Here is a 25,500-nt window from a genome sequence, read left to right on the forward strand (position 1 = left end):
TTATGATGTCACTGGAATTTAAAGATATCCGCAGCGCTCTGATCGGCGAGGGGGCGGCGATGTCCGGCCCCTTCGGCCCCCGCGCGCTGATCTATGCGGATTATGTTGCCTCCGGCCGCGCGCTTGGGTTCATCGAGGACGCGATCCGCACCCATGTACTGCCTTACTATGGCAACACCCATACGGAGACCTCCTTTGTCGGGCGCCGCACCACGCAACTGCGCGAAATGGCGCGCGAGGCGGTGCGCACGGCGGTCGATGCGGACGAAAACCATGCCGTGATTTTCACAGGCTCTGGCGCGACCGGCGCGGTCGACAAGCTGGTGCGGGCCTTCGCGATGAAAGGTCTCTCTGAGGGCGTCGTCTTTGTCGGCCCCTATGAGCATCACTCCAACGATCTGCCCTGGCGTGAAAGCGGCGCAGAACTGGTGCGCATTCCTCTGAACGCGGCGGGCACAATCTGTCTTGAAGCGCTGGAGCAGGCCCTCAAAACCCATGCCGACGCGCCGCTTAAGATCGGCGCGTTTTCCGCCGCCTCAAACGTCACCGGCGTGCGCACCGACTTGCGGGCCATCGCCAAGCTGCTCCACGCGCATGACGCCTTTTGTGTGGCCGATTTCGCCGCAGCCGCGCCCTATATGCCGGTGGAGCTTTCGGCAACCTCTGAGGGCGCAGGCGACCGCATCGACGCCGCCGTGATCTCGCCGCATAAATTCCCCGGCGGTCCCGGGGCCTCCGGCGTGCTGATTGCAGACCGCAGCCTCTTTGACACCGCGCGCCCGACACTGACGGGCGGCGGCACGGTGAGCTACGTGACGTCTGAGGGCCACAGCTACATCACCGATCCCGAGCATCGCGAAGAAGGCGGCACGCCCGCCATCGTCGACAACATCCGCGCCGGCATGGTGATGCAGCTCAAGCGTGACATGGACGAGGCCCGTGTCGAGGCCCGCGAAACCGTGCTGACCCGCCGGATGGAAGAGGCGCTGCGCGCCATTCCGGGGATGGAGCTTTTGGGGCCGTCCAACGTGCCGCGTCTGGGGATTTTCTCGTTTAATCTGCGCGTCAAAGGCAAGCTCTTGCACCACAACTTTGTCGTGGCGCTGCTCAATGACCTCTTCGGCATTCAGGCGCGCGGGGGCTGTTCTTGTGCGGGGCCTTACGGTCACTCTCTGCTCGACATCGACCTGACGACCAGCGCCCGCCATGAGGCCGCTGTCCAGCATGGCCATTCGATCTTCCGCCCAGGCTGGGCGCGGTTCGGGGTGAACTGGTTCTTTGAGGACGAGGATGTGGACAAAATCGCCGCCGCGATCCGCTTTGTCGCAGAACACGGTCTCGACATGCTGACCTATTACCGATTGGACGCCGTCGAGGGCATTTGGCGCGCGACGCCCGCGTTTGAGGACACTTGCCCCTCCGTGCTCTCCGCGCTGTGGGAGGGGCAGGCCGCCAGCACCGATACAGTGCCTGATTTCACCACCTGTCTCGCGCAGGCTGAGGCTCTGGCCGAAACTGCCAAAACCCTGACCTGTTGCAAAGGGCCGGATCTCTCCGCCGAAGAAGAGGCGCTGCGCTGGTTCTGGCTGCCGCAGGAAGTCACCGGTTTGATCCCGGAAGGAGCCGCATGATGTCTGTCGAGTTTCCCAAATCCCTCTGGGCCGCCACCGCGCCAGACCGTCCGCTGTCCGCGCCACTCGCAGGCGTCGAGGAAACCGATGTCGCCGTGATCGGCGCGGGGTTCACCGGCCTGTCTGCCGCCATCGAGGCCCGCAAACGCGGCCATGCGGTCACTGTTGTCGAAGGCACAGCCGCGGGTTGGGGCGCGTCGGGCCGCAACAACGGTCAGGTCATTCCGATCCTCACCTCCGCCGAACCCGATGTCTGGGTCTCGCGTTATGGCGAGGCGGGCAAACGCATGGTGCGGCTGATCGGCAACTCGGGCGATGTGCTCTTTGATCTGGTGCGCGAATTCGACATGCAGGCAGAAGCGGAACAGAACGGCTGGTTCCAACCTGCGCATAGCCCCGGACGTGTGAAACTGTCACAAAAACGGGTCGATGCGTGGCAGCGCTATGGCTTTCCGGCGGAGTTGAAAGACGCGCAACAATGTGCAGACATTCTGGGCACGGACTTCTGGTACGGCGGCATGTTCAACCCGACGGGCGGCCATATCAACCCGCTGGCCTTGGCACGCGAAATGGCGCGGGTGGCGGAACATCTGGGCGCGGTGATCCATGAGGACAGCCCCGTGGTGTCTTATGAGCGCGTCGGCTCAGAATGGGTGATCAAGACCGCGCAGGGCACACTCAAGGCCCGTGCGCTGATCCTCGCGACCAACGCTTACACGGGCGAATTGGCCCCGCGTCTGGCGCCCCGCATCGCGCATTCCGTGGTGCCGGTTCTGAGCTGGCAAATGGCAACAGCCCCTGTGGGCGACAACCTGCGTCAGAAAATCCTGCCGGGGCGTCAGGCGGTGTCCGACACGCGTGGGGATTTGCGGTTTTTCCGCTATGATGCGCGCAATCGGTTGATCACCGGCGGTGCCGTGATGGGGTCCTTTGACGTCGCCAACCGCGTGCGTAAGAAAGCGGCGAAAAGTCTCGCCGAGGCCTTCCCCGAGTTGGGCGTTCCTGAGATGACCCATGTCTGGTCGGGCTATATCGGCATGAACTGGGACCGGTTCCCGCGTGTTCACAAACTCGGTCCTGATGGCTGGGCCTGGGTCGGGTGTAACGGGCGCGGCGTCGCGCTTGGCACCTCTTTGGGCCGTGAGTTGGCCCGCGCCGCCACAGGCCAACCCGAAGACGAACTGGCTCTGCCGGTGACAGAACCGCATCCTTTCCCGGTGCATGGATTTGTGCGCCGCTTTGCCCCCACCTATCTGGCCTGGCTCAAACGTCAGGACCATAAGGAAGTGAACCTATGACCGAAGAGAAAAAGATGGACCTGAACGACGTTCCGATCCTGCTGCGCCGCCGGATTGAGGCGATGATCCTCAAACATGTGCTCGACGTGATCACCGAGCGCACGGGTCGCGAAGAGGCCGAGGCCGTGATCGGGGCTGCCTGTTCCAAATCGGCGATCGAACAAGGCCAGATGCTGGCCGAAGAGCTGGGCCACGCGCCCGACCTGACGGATTTCGCCGCGATCCAGCCGAACTGGACCCGCGAGGATGCGCTCAGAATCGAGACGATTGAGATGTCCGAAGAAAAGATGGATTTCAACGTGGTGAAATGCCGATACGCGGAGATGTATCAGGAGATGGGGCTGGGCGACATCGGTCATCTTTTGTCCTGCAACCGCGATGGTGATTTCTGCATCGGCTACAACCCGGAGATCGAAATGACCCGGACCCAGACGATCATGAAAGGTGCAAGCCACTGCGATTTCCGTTACAGAATGAAGAAGGAGGCCTGAGATGGCTGTCGAAAATTGGGTCGCGAAACAGGTTGCCGATCTGACGGAGTTCCGCCGCGATCTGCATATGAACCCCGAGCTTTTGTATGACGTGGAACGCACGGCGCAGAAGGTGGCCGAAGCACTTCGCGCCGCGGGCGTTGACGAGGTCCATGAGGGCATCGGCAAGACCGGCGTCGTCGGTGTGATCCGGGGTCAAAGCAATGTATCCGGGCGCTCGATTGGTCTGCGCGCCGATATGGATGCGCTTCCCATCGTGGAGGAAACCGGCAAGCCTTACGCCTCGCAGGTGCCGGGCAAAATGCATGCCTGCGGGCATGACGGTCACACCACGATGCTTTTGGGTGCTGCGCGACATTTGGCGGAAAGCCGGGCGTTCGATGGAACGGTAATTGTGATCTTTCAACCCGCCGAAGAGGGCGGCGCGGGGGCGCGTGCGATGATCGAGGACGGGCTCTTCACCCGCTGGCCTTGTGATGAGGTCTACGGCATGCACAACCGTCCAAACCTGCCGGTCGGGCAGTTCACCATCAACTCGGGGCCGATCATGGGCTCGGTCGATGAGGTGAAAATCACCATCACCGGGCGCGGTGGCCATGCGGCACGTCCCGAACAGACCATCGACCCGCTGCCCATCGCGGGGGCGCTGTTGCAGGCGGTTCAGACGCTGACCTCGCGCAATATGGACCCCATCGACAGTGCGGTGATTTCGCTTTGCACCATTCAGGCCGGGAATGCGTTCAACGTCATTCCGCAAGATGTGAGCCTGACCGGCACAGTGCGGACGCTGCGCGAAGAGGTGCGCGACATGATCGAGGAGCGCTTGACGGCCATGGTCGGCAATATCGCCGCCGCCTATGGTGCGGTGGGTACGACCGAATACCTGCGCCACTATCCGGTGACGGTGAACCACGAGCGTGAAACCGAATTGGCCGCCAAGGCCGCGCAAGAGGTGGCGGGCGTCGAGAACGTGTTCCTCGATATGCCGCAGACGCTGGGCGGAGAGGATTTTTCCTTTATGCTCAACGAGGTGCCCGGTGCGATGATCAATGTCGGCAATGGGCCATCCGCAGCGCTGCACCACCCGAAATACGATTTCAACGACGATGTGATCGCGTGGGGCAGTTCCTATTGGACAACCTTGGTGCGTCAGAGATTGCCGCTCGGGTAAACCTTGCCGAGCTGCTTCGGCAGCCCGCCTAAGCCAATATTTACGGCCCATGATCGCCCCGTTTGATGGGCGCGATCATGGGCCGTTCTGCTCAAAGATCTTTGGCCATGCGCAGGCACAGGGGAAACCGCCGCGCGCTTCATGGACAGCATGAGAATATTCTCATCGCGCGGCTCTAGCGTTCTTTGAAACGGGATCCCATTATCTCAAAGCAACCCATGACGGCGTCTCTGCGGGGCGCGCTGATGAGCAGGTGGATTACCTTCCACAGCTCCCAATGCCTCATGCTCCCCTTGAGCCTCGACGGCAGAGGGAGGCATATTGACACCGAAGAGATCAAAAATGAAACCAACCCAGGTAATTTGCATCAGAGCCAGAAGGAGGCGGTGTCTTGGACGAAGAGCACCCAGATGACATGCAGATCGACGAGAGGATCATGAATGCCTACGCGAAACTGACCCCGCGTGAAAAGCAATTGGCCGAGGTTGTCTTGAGGGCACAAAGTTCTCTGTCGAGCTATACGGCTGCGGAACTCGCTGATACGGCAGGTGTGTCCGCGGCAACCGCTGCACGTTTTTTTCGCCGGTTGGGATATAGCACTTACAACGAAGCACGTCTCCATTCACGACGCAACGCGGGTTGGGGGTCGCCGTTCGAGCATCTTCAGGACACCCTGCAGCAAGCGGGGGATTTCCATCTTCATGTGGCGCAGGACAGTGAAAACCTGTCGCGCACCTTGGAGACTATGGACATCTCGCGGATCGAGGAGGCCGTCGGCTATATGGCCCAAGCGCGTCGCATTTGGATCGTGGGCTACCGTAACTCACGTGCTTTGGCGCAATACGCGCACATGCTGCTTCTGAACTTTTCGTCTGACGTCCATCTGTTGCCGCGCGATGCGGGTGCGTCTCTTGGGGAAGATCTGGCCAGCATTCGGCCCGATGATACCGTCTTGGTGATCGCGATGCGGCGGCGGCCGAGAGTGCTTGGTGAGGTCGTGACAATCGCGCGGGAGGCGGGGGCCTCTGTCATTATGATTAGCGATCCGACTTTGGGCGAAACCGGTGCGAATGCATCAGTGTCGTTGCGATGCCAGAACAAGGGGGCGGGAATTTTCGACAGCATGGTCGTCCCGATCAGCCTCATCAACCATCTCTGTGCGAGGCTCGTTGCGATGAAAGGGGCGGCTTTGAAAGAGCGGCTTGCAGAAATTGAACGTCTGCATGAACGAGTCGATGATCTTAGCTCTGCAATCTCTGTGCAGGACTTGCCTAATTTCCCATCAGAGTCTGGTGATTGAGCGCAGAAATTTGGCAAACCTGTTTATGAAATTACAATTTCAAAAAACTTCTATAGGTGAAATTGTGATTTCAGTACTAGAGCATAAAGGAGTTCACATTCCTCTTCTTTTCATGCTCGAAAGGATTCCAAATGCTTCGCAGAGACTTCATCAAAACCGCCCTAGCAGGAACTGCTCTCGGTGCGCTCGGACCGGCCGCCCGCGCCAGCGCGAGCACAGACATTCTTTGGATGACTTGGGAAAACCTCGCCAAGGATGACTACCTCGCAGCGTTCCTGGATCGTCACGACATCTCGATCACGAAGACCTTTATCGGCACTGACGACGAACAATTCGCCAAGCTGCGTGCTGGCGGGGCCTCTTCTGTCGATTTGATCACGCCAGGCCTCGATAAAGTCGAGTACTATACGGCCTCCGACCTGCTCCAACCGATTGACTTCGACAAAGTGCCGAATGCCGCGCTGCTCTATGATACGTTCAACGCGACGTCGCTCGGGAAAGTTGATGGCGAGACTTACGGCATTCCGTTCTATTGGGGCATCAACCCGATCGTCTATCGCGCCGATTTGATGGATGAAGAGCCGGATTGGTCCGTGTTCTTCGAGGGCGACGCCTATAACGGCAAGCTGGCCATGCGCGACTATGCCCTTGAAGGCATTATGATCGCAGCCATGTATCTTGGGATCCCCGAGACCGAAATGTTCCACATGGATGACAAGCAACTTGCGGAAATCAAAGAGGTTTTGATGATCCAGAAAAGCAAGCTGCGGACCTATTGGAATTCCATCGGGGATCTTACCAACCTGTTTGCAACGGGCGAAGTGGTTTGCGCCTTTTCTTGGGTGCCGCCCTATTACGACCTGAAAGCCAAAGGCATCGAAATGGGCATGGCCAAGCCGAAACAGGGTGTGATCGGTTGGTGCGATACAATCGCTGTGCCCAAAGACGTCTCTGGCGCGCGCCTCGATGCGACGTTTGAATTGATCAACTATTTGCTTGGCCCGGATTACGGCAAAATGCTCGCGGTCGGTGGTCCTTACGCGCAATCGACCTCTGCTGCGCGCGCTCTTCTGAGCGAGGAAGAACAAGACAAAATCTTCATCAAGGATCTCTCCGTGATGGACAATTTCGTCTGGAAACAAAACCCGGCGCGCTACAACGATTGGGTTGCCTTGTGGAATGAAGTGAAAGCCAGCTGATGACATCGCCTTCCCCGCGACAGCTGGACGGAAGCGGGCGCTTTACGCGTCCGCTTCTCGAAGCTTTCAAACTGACCAAAACCTATGGCACGGTTCAAGCCGTACGCGGCGTTGATTTTGCGCTGGCGGAAAACAGCTACGTGACGCTTCTTGGCCCATCTGGCTGTGGCAAAACATCGATCCTACGCATGATCGGGGGGTTCGAGAGTGTCAGCTCCGGTGCAGTGTCACTGGATGGCAAACGTCTTGACGAAACTGCCGCCAACCTTCGGCCGATTAACACGGTCTTTCAAAACTATGCGTTATTCCCACATCTCTCCGTGCTGGAAAATGTCGCCTTCGGGCTCAGCTATCGCAATGTCGCGAAGACCCAGATCAAGTTGCTCGCAATGAACGCTCTCAAGACCGTTCAAATGGAGGCCATGGCCGACCGGCGTCCCCGCCAACTCTCCGGTGGGCAACAGCAGCGTGTTGCTCTGGCACGGGCCATCGTGAACGAACCGCGTCTTCTGCTTCTCGATGAACCGCTTTCCGCGCTGGATCGCCGGATGCGCAAGGATATGCAGATCGAACTGAAAGACTTGCAGCGTCGTCTGGGTATGACCTTTTTGCATGTGACCCACGATCAAGAGGAAGCTTTTGCTCTGTCTGATCAGATCATCGTCATGCGTGATGGACTCATTGAACAGCAGGGGACCCCTGAAGCGATTTATGCTCAACCCGAAACCGCCTATGTCGCGGATTTCATTGGGGGAGCGGCGTGCATTCCCGCCGAGGTGAAAGCGCGTGAAGACGCCAATGTTGTGCTGGAGACCGCCTTCGGGTCCTTCGCTGTGCCGGGTGTCTCGACATTGAACGCAGGGGGCAAAGCCGTACTGTGTGTGCGCCCAGAACAGGTTTGCGTCGCGCACGCAGAGACTGAAGGCAAGGCACAGCTTAAAGCCCGCGTGGTTCATCAGGTCTATCGCGGCTCCGACTGGTTGTTGGATTGTACCTGTGGCGGCCAAGTCGTGCAGGTCCTCCACCGAGAGGTGCCGCCCTCGGTCGGCGAGGACATCACCTTGGCGTTTGACACTGCCAAAGTCTGGGCCGCTGCCGTGGAGGCGCGCGCCGTCACGCCCCCAGAGACGGGAGCGGTTTGATGCGGCGCTCCATCCTATCTGTCGGGGATTGGTTGGCGTTGCCGGTTGTCGCGGCGCTGATCGCGTTATGCTGTGCGCCGCTGTTGATCCTCTTGGCCTATTCGTTTTTTCAGGTCGATTTCGTGACCATTTCTTACGATCTGACCTTGGCCAACTATGCCAAAATCGCAGGTTCGGAAACCTATCGCGGCCTGATCGCACGGGCCTTTGGCTCTGCGTTCTTGGTGGTCACTCTGACGGCAGTCATCGGCTATCCCGTGGCATGGTTTGTCGCCAAACGCGTTCACGCGGCGAAATCGACCCTGCTCACCTTGCTGCTGGTTCCGCTCTATTCGGGCGATCTTATCCGTATTTTCGCCTGGCGTGTTCTTCTTGGTGCAGAAGGCGCGATTAACCGCAGTCTCATGTGGCTCGGCGTGATTGATGAACCGCTTTCCGGTCTGTTGTTCAGCCCTTTGGCGACCCATATTGCGCTGACTTATAACTATCTTCCGTTCATGGTGATCGGGCTGTGGCTCGCTTTTGAAAGTCTTGACGACAGATGGCTGGAGGCGGCAGCTGATCTTGGAGCGCCAGCACCCGCACGGTTTTTGCGCGTGATCCTTCCGCTGACCGTACCGGGATTGGTTGCAGGCGGACTTATGGTGTTTGTTATGGTCGCAGGCGACTATCTTACGCCTCAGCTCTTAGGCGGCGCATCAGGCATCACGATCATTTCAGCAATCAATGATCTGTTCGGGACGGCATTTGACTGGCCGCTGGGCTCGGCCATTGCCTGGACGATGCTCTCGATCTTAATGGTCTGTTTCGGCCTGGGTGCTTTGGCCATTCGCCGTTCCAGTCTCGTTGCGGAGGATGTGTGATGACGCGTGCAGCAACAGTCTGGGTCTATCTGGTGTTCGGTTTTATGTATCTGCCGATCGCGATGATCCTCCTCTTCTCGATCAATGATGCGGACGTCATGGCCTTCCCGATCCAGGGTCTGACATCGGCTTGGTACGCGGATATTCTCTCGGATGCCCGTTTGGGTGCCGGGTTCTTGACCACGCTTTTCGTCGCCTTCCCGGTGGCGATCCTGTCCACTTTGCTCGGGGCCTCCGCCGCGCTCGCGCTGGTGTTTTATCCGGTGCGCTGGAAGGGGATCTTCGCGGCCGCGCTTCTGCTGCCGTTCCTTGTCCCGCGTCTGATCCTCGCCGTGGCGCAGCTTATTCTGTTCAAAGAAGTGAATATCGACCGTTCACTTTGGACGGTGATCGCCGGGCAGTCGATCATCATCCTGCCATTTTCCACCCTGATCATCGCCTCCGTGCTGATCCGGCTGGACCGCAGACTGATCGAAGCCGCCGCTGATCTCGGGGCGTCCGGATGGTCGAGCTTTCGCCGGGTGGTTTTGCCGCTCATGGGCAATGGGCTTCTGGCCTCTTGGGTCATCGCCTTTGTGTTGTCCTCATCGGAGTATGTGCTGACTGCATTTCTCAGTGGCCGCGAACAACCGCTCTCGGTCCTCGTCGCATCGGATTTCCGATTCAACCTTTCTCCAAGTCTGAACGCGCTCGCTGTGTTGATCGTATTCGGAAACATCGCGCTTGTCGTTTTGGCCGAAGCCATCCGCCGGCGTTCGGGCTCAAAAGCCTGACCCACATTCATTTTGGAAGATCACATGACTGATACGATCAAATTCACCAACACGCTCGGCAATGGCGCGGCGTCTGAACTTGTGTTCAATCGCGATTACGCTCTGGATGCAGAGTACGCGCCGGAGCAGGAAGCCGTTTTGAACGATGCAAACTTCGCGGTGGCCCGAGAGACAATCACGGCTTGGCCCGGCTATGCGCCCACGCCGCTTTACGCTCTGCCAGATATGGCCCGGAGCGCCGGTTTGGCGAGCCTTCATTACAAAGATGAGGGCGGGCGCTTTGGGCTTGGTAGTTTCAAGGCTCTTGGGGGCGCTTACGCGGTGCTTCGGCTCATTATGTCGGAAATTTCCAACCGTACCGGCGCGCCCGAGCCGAGTGTAGACGAGATTTTGAAGGGCACTTACGGCGATATTCTGTCTGAGATCACTGTGTGCTGTGCGACAGATGGGAACCACGGGCGCTCCGTCGCTTGGGGCGCACAGACCTTTGGCTGTCAGTGCGTGATTTTCATACACGCAACCGTCTCGGAGGGCCGCAAGACCGCTATTGAGAGCTTCGGTGCACAAGTGCGACGGACGGCAGGCAACTATGATGAAAGCGTACGCGAAGCCGATGAGACGGCCCGCAACGAGGGCTGGTTTGTGGTCTCTGATACCTCCTATGAGGGCTATACGGAAATCCCGAAAAACGTGATGCAAGGCTACGAGATCATGGCCGCTGAGGCTTCGGATCAGCTTGAGGATGATGGCCTTGAGCCTCCAACCCATGTGTTTTTGCAAACCGGCGTTGGGGGCGCTGCTGCTGCGGTCGCGGCTCAGTTGCGTCGGCGCTATGGCGCTGCAAAAGCTCCCAAAATTATTCTCGCTGATCCTGACAAATCTGCCTGTTGGCTTGAGACTTTGCGCCATGGCACACCGACGGCTGTTGAGGGCGATCTTGATACAGTGATGGCGGGCTTGGCCTGTGGTGAGATTTCCCTGCTGGCGTGGGATGTGCTGAAGCCTTTGGCCTTTGCGGCCGTGTCCGTAACGGATGCAGATGCGGTCACTGTGATGCGGAGGCTTGCGAGCCCAATGGGAGGCGATCCTGCGATTGTCGCGGGCGAGTCTGCTGTTGCGGGGTTGGCCGTTTGCCTTGCGGTTGCCGCTCAGCCAGATGCTGCGCAGGCCATTGGCCTCAGTTCGAACAGCCGTGTGCTGGTCTTCGGGTCCGAGGGCGACAGCGATCCCGAACTTTATCAGCAGCTGGTCGGGCGCACGGCCGCCGAGGTGCGCGGTGAGGTCACGGCATGAGCATTCGGATCGACACGGATCGCCTCATGGCGCGGATTTTCGAGCTTGGGAAAATTGGCGGACTGCCGAATGGTGGCTGTAAACGTCTTGCGCTGAGTGAAGAGGACAAAGCCGGGCGTGCGCTTGTCACGGGGTGGTTTCAGGCGCTGGGGCTGGAGGTCCACTCCGATGTCATCGGAAATACCTGGGCCATTCGTCCGAACAGGTTCGGACACACGGAGCGGCCTGTCGTCATGGGGTCTCATATCGACACTGTCGGCACCGGGGGGTTGTATGATGGCAATCTCGGTGTGCTGGCAGGCCTCGAAGTCATCGAAAGCCTGATCGACGCCGGTGTTGAGACGGAGCGACCGGTGGCGGTTGCGTTTTTCACCAATGAAGAGGGCGCGCGCTTTCAACCGGATATGATGGGCTCTGGCGTGGCGCAGGGGGAGCTTGATCTTGCTGAGATGCTGGCCTCCGTCGGGATCGATGGCATGAGCGTCTCCGAGGCCCTGGACGCGATCGATGCACGAGGCGATGAACCCGTTGGGGCGCTCACCCCCTCAGCCTATGTCGAACTGCATATCGAGCAGGGGCCGGTTCTTGAGGCCGAAGACCTGGATATTGGTGTGGTGACCGGGGTGCAGGGCATTTCGTGGTCCGAATTCACCATTTCTGGCCAAGCCTGTCATGCGGGGACAACGCCGATGGCGATGCGTCATGACGCAGGGATCGTGGCTGTCGGGATCGCGTTGGAAGCACGGGCCATTGCACAGGAGTTTGGCACGCCGCAGGTCGCAACTGTGGGACGTATGCATTTTGCGCCGGATCTTGTGAATGTCGTGCCCGAGGAGGCGCGATTGACGGTGGATTTGCGGAACACATCCGAAGAGGTTCTTAAAAAGGCCGAAGCGCGTTTGTTTGCCAAAGCGGAAGCGCTCGCGGAGGCGGAAGGCTGTACGATCCGACGTCAAAGCCTTGCGCGCTTCGCACCGGTCGCCTTCGATCCTGATCTGGTGGAAAGCGTTGCACAGGGGGCAGCTGAGCTTGGCTTCAAGTCCCGTAGGATGCCGTCGGGGGCAGGCCACGATGCACAGATGTTTGCGCCCCATTGCCCCTCCGCGATGATCTTTGTGCCGTCGAAAGAGGGCATCAGTCACAATATCCACGAATACACCGCACCGGATCAAATCGCCAAAGGAGTTGCGCTTTTGGCCAAGGTGGTCGTGGCGCAGGCCGGGCCAGAGCAGCCCAAAGACCAACGAGAGCGAGCCACAGCACAAGGAGCCACCTCATGAGCCGCAAACTGATTGTCGCCACCGCTCAGCTCGGTCCGATCGCCCGCGATGAATCCCGCGCTTCGGCCGTTGCCCGCATGGTTGCATTGATGGAACAGGCGTATGCGCGTGGCGTAAAGCTTATCGTCTTTCCGGAGCTGGCGCTGACGACGTTTTTCCCACGCTGGATGATCGAGGACCCGGACGAACTTGCTGCGTTCTTTGAAACGGAAATGCCGAGCGCGGAGACACAGCCGTTGTTCGATACGGCCAAACGGTTCGGAATGGGGTTTTACCTTGGCTACGCCGAAGAGGTTGTCGAAGAGGGTGTGCGCCATCGCTACAACTGTTCGATCATCGTTGATGACGGGGGCGAAATTGTTGGGAAATACCGCAAGATCCACCTGCCGGGTCACTTCCAGCCGGAAGATTGGCGCCCCTTCCAGCATCTGGAAAAACGCTACTTCGAGCATGGGAATCTCGGTTTTCAGGTCCATGATGCGATGGGGGGCAAGCTGGGTATGTGCCTGTGCAATGACCGTCGCTGGCCTGAGACCTTCAGGGTGCTGGGGCTGCGAGGGGCAGAGCTAGTCATGTTGGGCTACAACACACCTGTGCACTACCCGCAGGCCCCTGAGCACGATCATCTACAAGATTTTCACAACCACCTTTCGATGCAAGCAGGGGCCTATGCCAACGGTTGCTGGGTGGTGGGGACCGCAAAGGCCGGCCGCGAGGAAGGCTGCGATCTGATTGGCGGGAGCTGCATCATTGCCCCGACTGGCGAGATCATCGCGATGACCCAAGGGCTCGGAGATGAGATCGCCACGGCAGAGATCGATTTAGAACGCTGTAAAGAATTGCGCGAGAATGTGTTTAACTTCGCGCTGCACCGCGAACCTGGCGATTACGGCCCTATTTGTGAAGGCGCGGACACGCGTGAACACCTGCGCGCGGAGGTGACCGAGAATAGCGTATTCGAAGCGAGATAAGCTGATGTGGTTGCGCCTGTGACGGATCAGGGCTGGTTGCGATATATTTCGGGCGCTCCGTTCAGGCGCCCGAAAAATCGCCTTCATATCGCGATCTAAGAGCGGTATTGCATGTCGGCGTTCGGCAACCCGCCGGCCCTCAACCGGGTGCGCTCAAACAGCCGTAAATCCAGGCTCAGACTTCCAACACATAGCCAAAGCCACGCACATTGCGGATCATCTTTTCATCGAACGGACCGTCGGCTTTACGTCTCAGATAGGCGATATAGACCTCGACGATGTTCGTGTTCGGATCGAAATTCTTGCCCCAGACGCCGGACAAGATGTCCATCCGGCTCACGACGCTCCCGGCATTGTCGGCCAGATATTTCAAAAGGGCGAATTCGGTTGGCGTCAGGCCAAGTTCCCGACCTTCGCGTTGCACGGATTTATGTGTCAGATCGAACTCGAAGACACCACAGGACAGGGTTCCGTTCTTTTCCGAAATGCCGCCTTCGCGTCGCCGCAGCAATGCCTCGAGACGCAACAACAACTCTTCAAACGAAAACGGCTTGGTGATGTAATCATCTGCGCCTGACCGCAAACCCGCCAGCTTGTCTTCGAGAGAATCCTTTGCCGTAAGCATCAGGATAAAGAGATCGGGATGAGTGTCCCGCAGGGTCTCGCACAGGATCGCACCCTCTGCATCCGGCAACATGCGATCAAGAATGACAAGCGACACCTGCCGTTCCACAAGCACTTCCCACATCGCCGCCGCAGAATTTGCGTGTCGGACGTTATAGCCTTCGTTGGTCAGCCCGAGCAGGATGAAATCCGCGATTTCGTCGTCATCTTCCACCAGAAGAATATCATGCATGGCGGTCCGTCCCCTCCGTTTCCGTGAGCAGCGGCAGGATCACATCCACACGCGCGCCGTTGGTGCCGTTTTCCGCCTGCCCGATGGAGATCCGACCGTGATGGCGGCTGACGATCCAATAGGCGATGGCCAGACCGAGACCGCTGCCCTTGCCACCAGCGCCGCGACTGTTGCGGCCCCGATAAAACCGGTCGAACACATGCGGAATATCCGCTTCGTGAAAGCCCTCGCCCATATCCGAAATCGACAGGTATGCCATATCATCGGACCGTTTCAGGTCGATCGACACCACACTGTCGCGCGGCGCATGACGGATCGCATTGTCGAGAATGATCATCACCGCCTGATGCAAACGCGCCGGATCGGCATCGACCATCACCGGGTCTTCCGGTTGATGCAGGGCAATGCGTATCCCATCGGCGGCGCGCAGGGACCGGGCATCCATCGTCACCTCCGCCAGAGTTTCCTGAAGCATGGTCGGGGAGGGGATCACCTGAATCGCCCCGGCTTCGGAGCGTGCGAGGAACAGCAGGTCATCGACGAGTTGGCCGAGCTGACCCGTCTTGCGCACCATGGCCTGCATCGCAGCCTGAAGCAATTCACTCGACGGGTTCGGATTTCTCAGGGCGACCTCCGCCTGACCGCGCATCACCGTCAGTGGCGTGCGCAGCTCGTGGCTGATGTCTGCCAAAAACTGGGTTCGGCTCGAATCCAGCTCGCGCAGGCGCGCATTCGCGGCCTCAAGCTGTTCGGTGCGCTGGCTCAGACTTTCGGTGCGTTCTGAGACCTGTTCGGCCAATGAATCGCGAGCGGCCCGCAGACTGGCCTGTTGCTCTGAAATCCGTTGCACCATCTCCTGAAACCGTTCGGCCAGATCGCCAAGCTCGTCACTGCGCCGGGTGTCGAGTGCGATCTCGCCGTGACCGCTTGCCAGATTGTCCGCCGCCGCCGACAGATCGGCAAGCGGGCGCGACACCTGTTTGTCCAGAAGCAAAGCCGTGCCCACCGCAACAAACGCCGCCGTGACGAAGATGCTGATGGCCAAAAGCCGCTGGCGTTCGGTCAGCTCGTTCCATGCGTCGATCTCGGCATTGAGGCTGCGGGCATTGCGCCGGATCGCCTCGTCGATCAGCGTGCCGATACTGGTATCGAGATCGTCCTCCACCCGACGGGCATAAAGCGATTGCGCCACCTCGCGCTGGCCTTTCGACAACAGATCGAAAATCTCCATCCCGGCGGCGCCGAGACTTTCCACCTCGGTATGAAGTTCGGTGATCCAGTCGAGCATGGCCTGCGCGCTTTCCCGGTCTTCGGGCGCTGCCTCGGCCAGATCGGTCTCCAGTGCGGTTTGCAGCACATCGAGCTGAACGATCAGATGGTCATAGGCTTCGGTCACTTCGTCACGACCTTCGAGACCCACGGTGAACAGCTCCGCGATCTGTTCGGAAAGCCGGTTCGCGTCCGAGTTCAGTTCATTGATCTCGCGCAGGCTTTCATAGCTGCGTTCAAAGGAATGCCGGGAGTCGTCCGTGGCCTGTAATCCAATCAGGATCAGGACACAGATACAGCCGACTACAAGTGCCACGAAACCGTGGCTGACCAGAAGCTTTGCCCGGATTTTCATCCCTTATCCTCCTCTTGGCGCATACCACGCCCTGTGCGGCTGCAGGTCTGTCATGCCCCTGCACGCGGACCCGATTTAATTCACCTGACAGAAGAACACAGCACCCGAGACGGCATTCTTATAAACTTCTAATCTTCACAGGCGCGGCCTCGTAAAGTTCTAATTTGAATTCCAATCTTGGCTGCCCACCTTATCCGATACGCAAAACAGCCCCGCAATACGCCTGCGGGAACCGCAAAAGGATCGGTGGACCAGACGATGAAACATTTCTCTGCAAACGCTGCAAAAATCACCCGGCACGGCGGTGCGCCGCGCATCGTTCTGTATTCCCACGACACCGTCGGTTTTGGGCATCTGCGCCGCAATCTTCTGTTGGCTCAGGCCCTGCGCAGCATCGAGCCCCGGCCCGACATCCTGATGATTGCAGGGATGCACGAGGCTGGCGGGTTTCATATCCCTGAAGGCGTCGACATGCTGACCCTGCCGGCCTATGGCAAGACCGCCGAGGGCACCTATGAGGCCCGGCATCTTGGTCTTGATCTGCGCACGATCGCGGCGCTGCGCGCCGAGACGATCAAGGCGGCGCTGGCGGCCTTCGACCCCGATCTGATGATTGTCGACAATGTGCCGCGCGGCTGTCAGGGCGAACTAGATCCGGCTTTACGAATGCTGCGCAAGCGCGGGCGTGCGCGGTTCATTCTCGGGCTGCGCGATATTATCGACAGCCCGGAAACCGTGCGGGCGCAATGGCTCCGGCAACGGAACCAGCGTGCGTTGCGTGACTGGTTTGACGAGATCTGGATCTATGGCGACCGCGCCTTTTTCGATCTGCCGAAAGAATATGGGTTCAGCGCAGATTTCCGCGCCCGCAGCCGCTTCATGGGGTATCTCGATCAACGACATCGGCTGTCGTTGCCCCGCGCCACCGAGGCCGCCACGCGATCCGTGCCAGACAAGGACGACCGTCCCTTCGTCCTCTGTGCCGTGGGCGGGGGCAAGGACGGGGCCGATCTTTGTCACAGTTTTGCCCGCACGACGCTGCCTCCGAACCGGCGCGGCATCATTTTGACCGGCACACAGATGCCCGGCAAGGATCAGGCCGCCCTGACGCGCCAGATTGGCGAACGTGACGACATGCAGGTTCTGCGCTTTCTGCCGGAACCGATCTCACTGTTCGCCGCAGCCGATCGCGTGATCACCATGGGCGGCTACAACACCGTGTGCGAGGCGCTGTCCTTTGGCAAACGGTCGCTCATCGTCCCGCGCACCCGCCCGCGCCGCGAACAGGTGATCCGGGCCGAACGGCTGTCGCGCGCCGGCGCCGTGGATATGCTTTTGCCCGAACATCTGTCCCCCGACAGTCTGAGCCAGTGGCTGTCGCGTCCGCAAGCAGCGCCGCGGCCCGACCGCCCTCTCGACATGAGCGGGTTTGAACGCGTCCGCAACCGTACCGCCGAAATTCTCGCCCGGGACCCGTCGATCACCTCCTCCTCCCCAGCACTGAAAGAAGCTCTCTGATGACCGTTTCCTCCCCGTCTCCCATTGGTTTTCCGGCACAGACGACTGGCAAGATCGGCTATGTCGTCAAACGCTATCCGCGGTTTTCGGAGACCTTCGTCGTCAACGAAATCCTTGCCCATGAGGCAGAGGGGCGCGAGATCGAAATCTTTGCGCTGCGACCGGTCGAGGAAACGCATTTCCAGAATATCATTTCGAAAGTGCGTGCGCCCGTGACGCGCCTGCGTCAGCCTTTGCGCAAACAGGACTCGCTTTGGGAGGCACAAAAGACGCTTTACGCCCTGCGCCCCACGGCGATGACGGCCATGATGCAGTTTCCGGAGAGCAGTGAGAGCGACCTGTATCAGGCCATCCTTCTGGCGCTGGACTGTCTGAGCCGGAATATCACCCATCTGCATGCGCATTTCGGCACGCTGGCGGCCACTGTTGCCCGCATCGCCGCGGCTCTGGCCGGGATCACCTGGTCGGTGACGCTCCATGCTAAGGATATTTATTGCGATTACGATGAGGATCATCACCTGCCGCTCAAGCTGGCCGATGCAGATGCAGTGGTCACGGTCTCCGATTACAATGTGCGGTATCTGAACGAGAGTTTGGGATGTGATCCCCAAAAGCTGGTTCGGATTTTCAATGGTATCGATCTGAACGCCTTCTCTTGGTCCGCCCCGCAAGATCAGCCGCATGAGATTCTGGCTGTCGGGCGTCTGGTCGAAAAAAAGGGGTTTCATATTCTTGTCGAGGCTCTGCACATCCTGCGCGACAAGGGGCTGCGCCTGCCGTGCCGGATCGTCGGCGGCGGCGACATGCAACAGGAACTGCAGGACCAAATCGACGCCTCCGGCCTGTCCGAAACCGTGCACCTGATCGGTCCGATGCCGCAAGACGACATCATCCGCGCGATGCAGAAGGCGACGCTCTTGGCCTGTCCCTGTATTGTGGGGGCAGACGGCAATCGCGATGGCATGCCGACCGTCCTGCTTGAGGCCATGGCGCTCGGTTGTCCGGTCGTCGCCACCCCTGTGACCGGCATTCCTGAACTGGTGACACAGGCAGAAACCGGGCTTTTGGCGCAGGAGGGCAATCCCCGCGATCTCGCTGATCAGCTGGCCCGGCTTTGGCGCGACGCCGAGCTGCGTGCCGCGCTCTCGCGGAACGCCCGCGCGCGGATCGAAGCCGAGTTCAACCTGCACAAGAACGCCGCCGAACTGGGTCGGATTTTCGATAGGCTGCGCTGTGATGATCGGGCTGTGGCCGCTCAGGGAGGCCTCTGATGCGCATCGCTTACATCTGCCTCGATCCCGGCATTCCGGTTTTTGGTGCAAAAGGGGCCTCTGTGCATGTGCAATCCATGGTCCGCGCGTTTCAGAGCATGGGGGCCGAGGTCACCCTGTTCTCGCCACGCTGTGAAGGCACACGCCCGAAGGGGCTTGAGACGACGCCCGTTGTGCCTTTTTCTCTACCGTCGAAATCCAACGCTGAGGCGCGGATGCAGGCGCTTATGGCGCTCGACCTTGCCCTGCCGGACATTTTGCGCGACGCCGGGCCGTTCGACCTTGTCTACGAACGCCACGCACTTTTGTCGCACAGCGCGATGACATGGGCGCGGGAGGCCGGCGTCCCCTCCGTGCTCGAAGTCAACGCGCCTCTGATGGAAGAACAGCAACGGCATCGCGAGATGATCTTGCCGCAGGACTGTTTGACGGCCACGCACGCGGCCATGCAGTCCGCCGCCCTTGTCGCCGCCGTCAGCCCTCAGGTCGTCCGCTATGCGCAGGATCACGGGGCACAAAATGTGCTTCATCTGCCCAACGCCATTGACCCCGCGATGTATGACCGCCCTCGTCAGGGCAACCGACCCTTTACCGTCGGCTTCGTCGGCAGTCTCAAGCCCTGGCACGATCTCGATGTGCTGGTCAGCGCCATGGAGATTTTGCATGCCTCCCGGCCCGATATTCGTCTGTTGATCGTCGGCGACGGACCGGAGCGTGCGCGGTTTTCTGAGCGGATCGCAGCGCTTGGCGGCGAGATTTCCGGGCTGATCCCGCATGACGCGGTGCCGGACTGGCTGGTCAGAACGGATGTCGGAATCGCGCCCTATTCGGCGGCTCAGGATTTCTATTTTTCGCCCTTGAAACTTTATGAATATATGGGCGCGCGCCTGCCGGTGATTGCCAGCGATGTCGGCGATCTGGCCCGGATCGTGACGCATGGCGACACTGGCCTGATCTGCCCGCCCGATGACCCCGCAGCCTTGGCCCGAGCCATTGCCACCCTCGCGCAAGACCCGGAGCGGGCCCGGCGTATGGGAGAGGCCGGGCACCGCCATGTCATCGCCCATCACACCTGGCAGGCCAATGCCAGAACTGTGCTTGACCGGAGCTACCTGCCTGTGCTCTCCGAGGGGCTGTGATCATGGGCGGTTCGACGACGCTGCGCGGCAAACGCAAAGACCGTCTGCGCGATGCTTTGCCTGCGTTCATACGCATGTTGCGCCGGTTCAGCCCCTATCTGGCCGGGTCTCGCGGCACGTTGATTTCCGGCGTTTTGGCGCTTTTGATGGCCACGGCCATGCGCCTTTTGGAACCCTGGCCGCTCAAATTCATCATCGACCGGGTGGTGCGCACCCCGACCGAAGGCCCTTTCACGGTCACGCTGATCGGTGGGCTGACCCTCTCTGGTCTCAACGGTTTTATCGCGCTCTGCGCCGTGGGGCTGGCGCTTGTCATCGGCTTGCGCGCCTTGTTTCAATTTGTTTCGACAAGTCTGTTTGCCGTGGCGGGCAGTCGGGCGCTGACCGGCTTGCGGCGCGATCTCTTTGCCCATCTGCAAAAGCTTCCGCCTGCCTTTCACGACACCACCCGTCCGGGCGATCTGACCCTGCGCCTGATCGGCGATGTCGGCATGCTCAAGGACACCGCCACCACCGCCGTCATGCCGCTTTTGACCAATGTTTTCATTCTCACCGGCATGGTTGCGGTGATGATGTGGCTCGACTGGACGCTGGCGCTTCTGACGCTTTTGCCGGTGCCGGTGCTGCTTTTGATGACCACGCGGATCGGCAACCGCATCAAAACCGCCAGTCGGGTGCAGCGCAAACGTGAGGCCAGCTTGGCCGACAGCGCCTCTGAAATGCTTGGCGCGATCCGATCCGTACAGGCGCTGCGCCTCGAAGAGGCCACCGGGCGGCTGTTTCAATCCGCCAACGGTGCCAGCCAAAGCGACAGCATCAAGACCGGGCGTCTTGGCGCCCTGATGGAACGCAGCGTCGATGTCATGATCGGTCTGACCACCGCCGCCGTCTTGTGGTTCGGCACCCATGCGGTGCTTGCCGGGCGGCTCACACCGGGCGATCTGCTTGTTTTCCTGACCTATCTCAAGAACACGTTCCGGCCGTTGAGAGACTATGCGAAATACTCCGGGCGTCTTGCCAAGGCCTCTGCCGCCGCAGAACGCGTGTTCGATCTGCTCGACACGGAACCGGAGATCCGCGACCGTGCCGAGGCCCGCCCGGCGCCGGTGTTTCAGGGGCATATCTCCTTTGACAGGGTGGGCTTCGATTACCCCGACGGGCGACAGGTTCTCAAAGAGTTTTCTCTCGATATACCGGCGGGGCAATCCGTTGCCTTGATCGGGCCATCTGGCATCGGAAAGTCTACGATTTTCTGGCTCTTGCTGCGCCTGAGAGAGGCGCAGGGCGGCACGATCCTTATCGACGGCACCCCGGTCGATGCCGTGACACTCGACAGCCTGCGTGCGCAAATCACCTTTCTGCCGCAGGACCCGGTGCTTTTTGCCGGAACCGTCGCGGAAAACATCGCCCTTGGGGCAGGGCGGGAGGTCAGTGACGACGACATTCGCGCCGCCGCGCGGCTTGCCGGTGCGGAGGATTTCATCACCGCAATGCCCGATGGCTATGACACCGAAGTGGCCGAGCGCGGCGCGAATTTCTCTGGCGGTCAACGGCAGAGGATCGCTTTGGCGCGGGCCGCTCTGCGTCAAACCCCGATCTTGATGCTGGACGAACCAACTGTCGGTTTGGATGCCGAAAGCGAAGCCCATCTGCGCCGTGCGATCCTGCGGCTGGCGCGTGATCGAACCACACTGATCATCACCCACGACCTGACGCTGGCGCGCTGTTTCGATCGGGTGATCTTGATGGGGGACGGTCGGGTGCAAGAAGACGGGACGCCGGACCGTCTGGCCGCAACAAAGACCGGTTTCGCCCGATTGTTTGCCCATCAGAGCGGAGGCAAACATGCTTTGCAAGGCTGACCGCGACCTTGTCGCCCGTGATCCCGGCTTGCCCGGTTTGGCCGCGCTTTTAGACCCCGAACATGTGGCCCGGCTTCTGGGGCACCCCGCAGAACTGACCTATCTGCGCTACAAGCCCGGAGTGAACGCCACAGCCACGGCTCGGTGCGCCGACGGGCAATTCTTTGTCCTGCGGACCGCGCCCGAAGCACGTTTTACGGATTATCTGTCGCGTCCGAACTGGCGCAAACACGGGATTTGGGATGTGGCCGCCTGTCTCGTTGCCCTGCCGGTCTGGCGTGACAGGAAAATTCCGGCGGCCCGGAAACTGCGCAAAGCCGATCCCGACAGTCTTGTGACCTTCAAACCCAACCGCCGCTTTGTGCAGCGCATTGACGGCGGGTTGCGACGGGCCTTTGCGCCCGGTCTCTTTGATCAGGCCCGCGCCGGGGCCTATTTGGGCGAAGGTTTCGGTGGCGCGCGGCTGCTTGCCAGTGATGCGAAAAAAGCGACGCTTGACATCGAATGGGTGGCCGGCCGGGCGGCGGATCACAGTCAAAGCCCTGAGCTCTATCGCCGGATCGGTGCACGGCTGGCAGACTTGCACCGGCACCCGATGAGCGGGCTGTGCCCTTTGCCCGCTACCGACCCGTCTCTGTCGCTGCACGATCTGGCAGATCTTTTACCCGATCTTGCCCCGCGTGCCTTGCATTGTGCCGCGATGCTCTCCGGGCATCTTGTCGCGTGTCGTCCCGAGGTTGCGGCTTGCCATGGTGATTTCAGCGCCGATCAGGTGATCGTAACCCCCGATGACGCAGTGTGTTTTATCGACTGGGACCGTGCCGGAACGGGCGATCCTCTGTGCGATGTCGCAAGCTTTCTGGCCCGGCTCGATTATGACCCCAGCACAAGACAAGATCTGAGCCAGGCGTTTCTCGACGGCTACGGGATGACAGCGGAGGACATCCGCGCGCATCGCGCCGCCGCCCTCGCGGGATTGCTGATCGAACCCTTTCGTGATCGTCACCCGAACTGGCCAGAGCGCTGCGCGGCGCTGTTGCAACGGGTCGAAGCACTTTTGGCCCCTCTGGGCACTGCCGCATTCCATATCGCTCAAACCCCGGCCACTGTCGCTGACGCGCTTGGCTGGACACCGAGCGAGGTGCACTGTCTCCGTCTGAAACCCGGTCGCAGAGCCATTTTCCGCTATGCCGACACCGTAGGGCGTGCGGCCTATGGCAAATTGCGCTTTGGCCGCGCCGATCGCCGCACGCCTGCGCTTCAGTCTGCTGTGCGCGCGGCCGGGCTGGATGGCAGGTATGGGGTTCAGGTTCCTGTTGTTCTCGCAGAAATGAAAGAGGCATGTCTTTGGTTTCAGGAGGAAATAAAAGGTCCTGATCTGACGTGTCTGCTCTTGAACGGCACGTCAGAAGAGGTTTTGCGCAACGCCTTGCGGCAGACCGGAGAGGCGCTGGCCCGGTTGCACACCAGTGGGGTCGAGGTCGCACGCGACTGGACACTTGCACAGGAATGCGCCGTCCTGACACAGGCTCTTGCAGCCGAGAAAGCGCGTGCGCCAGAGAATATCTCGGCGTTTCAGGCGGTCGAACGGGCGCTTGCCCCTGATATTGCGCGTCTTGAAACACCGGCGGAACCGGTCCTTTTGCATCGGGATTTCTATCCGGATCAGGTGATCTGTTCGGCGGGGGGCGTGGCGCTTCTGGATTTGGATCTGGTGGCCATGGGGGACCCGGCGGTTGATCTCGGCAACTTTCTTGCCCATCTCGATGAGCTGGCGCTTCGGCATCATAAGGGGCTTGGCACGACCGCGGCCCGAGACATGGCCTTTCTGGACGGTTATGCCGCGCATGCGTCTCTCCCCGATATGTCCCGCATCACCGCAGCCCGGCGGATTTCTCTTGCCCGGCACATCCACATCTCTCAGCGGTTCCCAGACCGGCGGCATGAAGCAGAAGAAATCATTGCGCATTTGAAACTGAACCGCGCCGGGTTTTCCTGAGGCTGTTTAGTTTAAGTTATGCGGCCATGGTCTCAGTTTCCAGAGCTGCGTAGAAGTTTGCTTCTGCTTCCACCGGGGGGATGTTTCCGATCGGTTCGAGGGTTGATGCATTACATCGACGCGTTTGGTGAACCCGTCGACCCCTTCCAGAGTGGCGTATTCCACGGCGTCCAGACTGCACCAGGGGCCACGGCGGTGGATGACCTCGGCCTTGAAGAGACCATTGATCGTCTTGGACAAGCGTTCGGTGTATTTTATCGCTAGGTATTGCGACCCGCGATCTGAGTGATGGATCAGTCCCACACCAGGCTGCCGCTGATGAACAGCCTGTTCCAAAGCGTGCCCGTGTGAGCTGTGCGGCTGACGTGTTCCATTGACCGGCAGGCGATTTGGCACAGCCAAATCTGCCGAGAGGGGGCCAACGATCCGGCGCGCAAATGTGTCGATGACGAAAGCCACGTAGACAAATCCCTGCCAAGTCGCGACATAGGTGAAGTCACTGACCCAGAGCATGTTCGGTGCCGACGTCTTGAATTGCCTGTTCACCTTGTCCAGCCGGCACGGCTGTTTTTTTGTCAGGGATCGTCGTTTTCTGCGGCTTGCCCCGAATGGCGCCCTGAAGGCCCAGATCCTTCATCAACCGGGCTATGGTGCATCGGGCCACATCAAAGCCTTCTCGTCGCATCTGGCGCCAGACCTTGCGTACCCCGGCACCGTCGCCACGATCAACCTCCGCCTTTTTAACCCAGTCATTCAGCGTGTTCGTCGAACAACCGATCTTCGCCGAGATCAATACGATCGCGTGCCAGCGGCTCTCATGCTGACCGGCGTTGTCCAAAACCCTGCGAACCGCTCGCTCGCGCACTTCAGGGAAATATTTGTTCGTTGTCTTGCTCATGATGCTCCATCCTACTCAAAAGCTGGAGCCTCCGGCAAACATGGCGCGGTTCATGCCGTATCAGTAAATGCTGCTGGAGTTGTCTATGAAAGCCACTCGAAATACTTTTGAACAATTGATCGTTGAAGATCCTCCTTGGCAAACCGGTTTGGGTATTGGAACTTTGTTTCTTTTTTTCACCGGGGCGGGCCTCTTATCGGTGCTTGACGGCGAACTGGGAGGACTTGTCTTTTTTGTTGGCAGCGCCATCGGCGCTTTGGCCTTCTGGGCCTTTGTGAGGCGGCTGATGGTGATTTTTAACCGTGACAATGACACCATTGAAATCCGGCGCCCGGGGACCTGCGGCTCCTCACATAGCAAGCGGGTTCCCGGGCGCATTTCCCCGTGAGGGGCAATTCCTGGTCAGTTGTTCTGGATTGCTTTTCGGCTCTGTGCGAGGCGGTAGCTTTCACCGTTCATCTCGAGGCTGGAGACATGATGGGTGAGCCGATCGAGAAGTGCGGCGGTGAGACGTTCTGATCCGAGCGTTTCGGTCCATTTCTCGAAGGGGAGGTTGCTGGTGATCAATGTCGAGGCGCGTTCGTATCTCCGCGAGATTAAAGCGTTTTTCGTTTAATCTGCATCAGATTGAGCGAAAAACGTTACCACATTGCATTGATCTCACTGCGTTTCTCAAAAATTGAGTGCCTCAAGTTTTTTGAGAAACGCTTTAGTTCGAAGAGGAGTTCTGCACCGGTTTTGCTCAATGGCACGAAGCCCAATTCATCAATGATCAGCAGTTTGGGTGAGACTGTGCGGAATTTTGTGCCTGACGTGTTTTGTTAGGCCATTGGGAAGCGGTCTGCGAACATGATGGCGAGCTGAGATTTGACAGCGTGCCATTCGCGCACAGAGCGCTTCCACTCGGTCGATGTAGCATTG

The 25,500-nt window shown here is 59.6% G+C and carries 20 protein-coding genes and 2 pseudogenes; 18 read left to right on the forward strand and 4 right to left on the reverse strand.

Going from position 1 to position 25,500, the window contains the following annotated elements:
* Nucleotides 1–5 precede the first annotated feature (5 nt).
* The 12 genes from ACN0X0_RS18730 (at nucleotide 6) to ACN0X0_RS18785 (ending at nucleotide 13,412) form a co-directional block, all read left to right on the forward strand.
* Complete coding sequence (locus ACN0X0_RS18730) at nucleotides 6–1,631, forward strand: aminotransferase class V-fold PLP-dependent enzyme (protein ID WP_417280417.1); 1,626 nt, start codon at nucleotides 6–8, stop codon at nucleotides 1,629–1,631.
* Nucleotides 1,631–2,929, forward strand: coding sequence for an NAD(P)/FAD-dependent oxidoreductase (locus tag ACN0X0_RS18735; RefSeq protein ID WP_417280418.1), 1,299 nt, complete (start codon nucleotides 1,631–1,633; stop codon nucleotides 2,927–2,929). The genes ACN0X0_RS18730 and ACN0X0_RS18735 overlap by 1 nt, the downstream gene beginning before the upstream one ends.
* Entirely contained in the window at nucleotides 2,926–3,420 is a 495-nt protein-coding gene (locus ACN0X0_RS18740) for an L-2-amino-thiazoline-4-carboxylic acid hydrolase (RefSeq protein ID WP_321366349.1), read from the forward strand. Before ACN0X0_RS18735 ends, ACN0X0_RS18740 begins: the two co-directional genes overlap by 4 nt.
* 1 nt (nucleotide 3,421) lies before the next feature.
* On the forward strand, nucleotides 3,422–4,591 hold the full coding sequence (locus ACN0X0_RS18745) for a M20 aminoacylase family protein (RefSeq protein WP_417280419.1): 1,170 nt from the start codon (nucleotides 3,422–3,424) through the stop codon (nucleotides 4,589–4,591).
* Between the two features lie 391 nt (nucleotides 4,592–4,982).
* The gene (locus tag ACN0X0_RS18750) at nucleotides 4,983–5,891 is read left to right on the forward strand and encodes a MurR/RpiR family transcriptional regulator (RefSeq protein WP_417280420.1); all 909 of its coding nucleotides are present in this window, start codon (nucleotides 4,983–4,985) and stop codon (nucleotides 5,889–5,891) included.
* A gap of 131 nt (nucleotides 5,892–6,022) precedes the next feature.
* Nucleotides 6,023–7,090 carry a substrate-binding domain-containing protein gene (locus ACN0X0_RS18755; protein ID WP_417280421.1) on the forward strand — a complete coding sequence of 356 codons (1,068 nt, stop codon included), beginning with the start codon at nucleotides 6,023–6,025 and terminating at the stop codon, nucleotides 7,088–7,090.
* Nucleotides 7,090–8,232, forward strand: a complete 1,143-nt coding sequence (locus ACN0X0_RS18760) for an ABC transporter ATP-binding protein (RefSeq protein WP_417280422.1) — start codon at nucleotides 7,090–7,092, stop codon at nucleotides 8,230–8,232. The genes ACN0X0_RS18755 and ACN0X0_RS18760 overlap by 1 nt, the downstream gene beginning before the upstream one ends.
* A complete protein-coding gene (locus tag ACN0X0_RS18765) occupies nucleotides 8,232–9,095 on the forward strand; it encodes an ABC transporter permease (protein WP_417280423.1) in 864 nt (287 codons plus the stop codon). Before ACN0X0_RS18760 ends, ACN0X0_RS18765 begins: the two co-directional genes overlap by 1 nt.
* On the forward strand, nucleotides 9,095–9,868 hold the full coding sequence (locus tag ACN0X0_RS18770) for an ABC transporter permease (protein WP_417280424.1): 774 nt from the start codon (nucleotides 9,095–9,097) through the stop codon (nucleotides 9,866–9,868). Before ACN0X0_RS18765 ends, ACN0X0_RS18770 begins: the two co-directional genes overlap by 1 nt.
* Before the next feature lie 24 nt (nucleotides 9,869–9,892).
* On the forward strand, nucleotides 9,893–11,161 hold the full coding sequence (locus tag ACN0X0_RS18775) for a diaminopropionate ammonia-lyase (protein WP_417280425.1): 1,269 nt from the start codon (nucleotides 9,893–9,895) through the stop codon (nucleotides 11,159–11,161).
* Nucleotides 11,158–12,441 carry a Zn-dependent hydrolase gene (locus ACN0X0_RS18780; RefSeq protein ID WP_417280426.1) on the forward strand — a complete coding sequence of 428 codons (1,284 nt, stop codon included), beginning with the start codon at nucleotides 11,158–11,160 and terminating at the stop codon, nucleotides 12,439–12,441. Before ACN0X0_RS18775 ends, ACN0X0_RS18780 begins: the two co-directional genes overlap by 4 nt.
* A complete protein-coding gene (locus tag ACN0X0_RS18785; RefSeq protein ID WP_417280427.1) occupies nucleotides 12,438–13,412 on the forward strand; it encodes an N-carbamoyl-D-amino-acid hydrolase in 975 nt (324 codons plus the stop codon). The genes ACN0X0_RS18780 and ACN0X0_RS18785 overlap by 4 nt, the downstream gene beginning before the upstream one ends.
* A 175-nt stretch (nucleotides 13,413–13,587) precedes the next feature.
* On the opposite strand, the gene ACN0X0_RS18790 is transcribed toward ACN0X0_RS18785, so the two are convergent.
* The gene (locus ACN0X0_RS18790) at nucleotides 13,588–14,268 is read right to left on the reverse strand and encodes a response regulator transcription factor (RefSeq protein WP_417280428.1); all 681 of its coding nucleotides are present in this window, start codon (nucleotides 14,266–14,268) and stop codon (nucleotides 13,588–13,590) included.
* Nucleotides 14,261–15,892, reverse strand: a complete 1,632-nt coding sequence (locus ACN0X0_RS18795; protein WP_417280429.1) for a sensor histidine kinase — start codon at nucleotides 15,890–15,892, stop codon at nucleotides 14,261–14,263. Before ACN0X0_RS18795 ends, ACN0X0_RS18790 begins: the two co-directional genes overlap by 8 nt.
* A 258-nt stretch (nucleotides 15,893–16,150) precedes the next feature.
* Between ACN0X0_RS18795 and ACN0X0_RS18800 the strand changes: the two genes are divergently transcribed.
* The 5 genes from ACN0X0_RS18800 to ACN0X0_RS18820 are packed head-to-tail and all read left to right on the forward strand — an operon-like array spanning nucleotide 16,151 to nucleotide 23,681.
* Nucleotides 16,151–17,410 carry a glycosyltransferase family protein gene (locus ACN0X0_RS18800; RefSeq protein WP_417280430.1) on the forward strand — a complete coding sequence of 420 codons (1,260 nt, stop codon included), beginning with the start codon at nucleotides 16,151–16,153 and terminating at the stop codon, nucleotides 17,408–17,410.
* On the forward strand, nucleotides 17,410–18,681 hold the full coding sequence (locus ACN0X0_RS18805) for a glycosyltransferase family 4 protein (RefSeq protein WP_417280431.1): 1,272 nt from the start codon (nucleotides 17,410–17,412) through the stop codon (nucleotides 18,679–18,681). The genes ACN0X0_RS18800 and ACN0X0_RS18805 overlap by 1 nt, the downstream gene beginning before the upstream one ends.
* Nucleotides 18,681–19,820 carry a glycosyltransferase family 4 protein gene (locus tag ACN0X0_RS18810; protein ID WP_417280432.1) on the forward strand — a complete coding sequence of 380 codons (1,140 nt, stop codon included), beginning with the start codon at nucleotides 18,681–18,683 and terminating at the stop codon, nucleotides 19,818–19,820. The genes ACN0X0_RS18805 and ACN0X0_RS18810 overlap by 1 nt, the downstream gene beginning before the upstream one ends.
* Before the next feature lie 2 nt (nucleotides 19,821–19,822).
* Nucleotides 19,823–21,682, forward strand: a complete 1,860-nt coding sequence (locus ACN0X0_RS18815; protein ID WP_417280433.1) for an ABC transporter ATP-binding protein — start codon at nucleotides 19,823–19,825, stop codon at nucleotides 21,680–21,682.
* Nucleotides 21,666–23,681 (forward strand): phosphotransferase, encoded by a 2,016-nt coding sequence (locus tag ACN0X0_RS18820; RefSeq protein ID WP_417280434.1) that lies wholly within the window; start codon nucleotides 21,666–21,668, stop codon nucleotides 23,679–23,681. The genes ACN0X0_RS18815 and ACN0X0_RS18820 overlap by 17 nt, the downstream gene beginning before the upstream one ends.
* Nucleotides 23,682–23,697: 16 nt before the next feature.
* Here ACN0X0_RS18820 and ACN0X0_RS18825 read toward each other — a convergent pair.
* Nucleotides 23,698–24,579, reverse strand: a pseudogene (locus tag ACN0X0_RS18825) (DDE-type integrase/transposase/recombinase).
* Nucleotides 24,580–24,664: 85 nt separating this feature from the next.
* Between ACN0X0_RS18825 and ACN0X0_RS18830 the strand changes: the two are divergent.
* Complete coding sequence (locus ACN0X0_RS18830) at nucleotides 24,665–24,967, forward strand: hypothetical protein (protein ID WP_417280435.1); 303 nt, start codon at nucleotides 24,665–24,667, stop codon at nucleotides 24,965–24,967.
* Nucleotides 24,968–24,981: 14 nt separating this feature from the next.
* Here the strand turns inward: ACN0X0_RS18830 and ACN0X0_RS18835 are convergent.
* Nucleotides 24,982–25,179, reverse strand: a pseudogene (locus ACN0X0_RS18835) (ATP-binding protein); the annotation flags it as partial.
* Nucleotides 25,180–25,500: the final 321 nt, after the last annotated feature.

Origin of the sequence: Celeribacter sp., assembly GCF_048270365.1 — a bacterium.
In the GTDB taxonomy this organism is placed as follows: Bacteria; Pseudomonadota; Alphaproteobacteria; order Rhodobacterales; family Rhodobacteraceae; genus Celeribacter.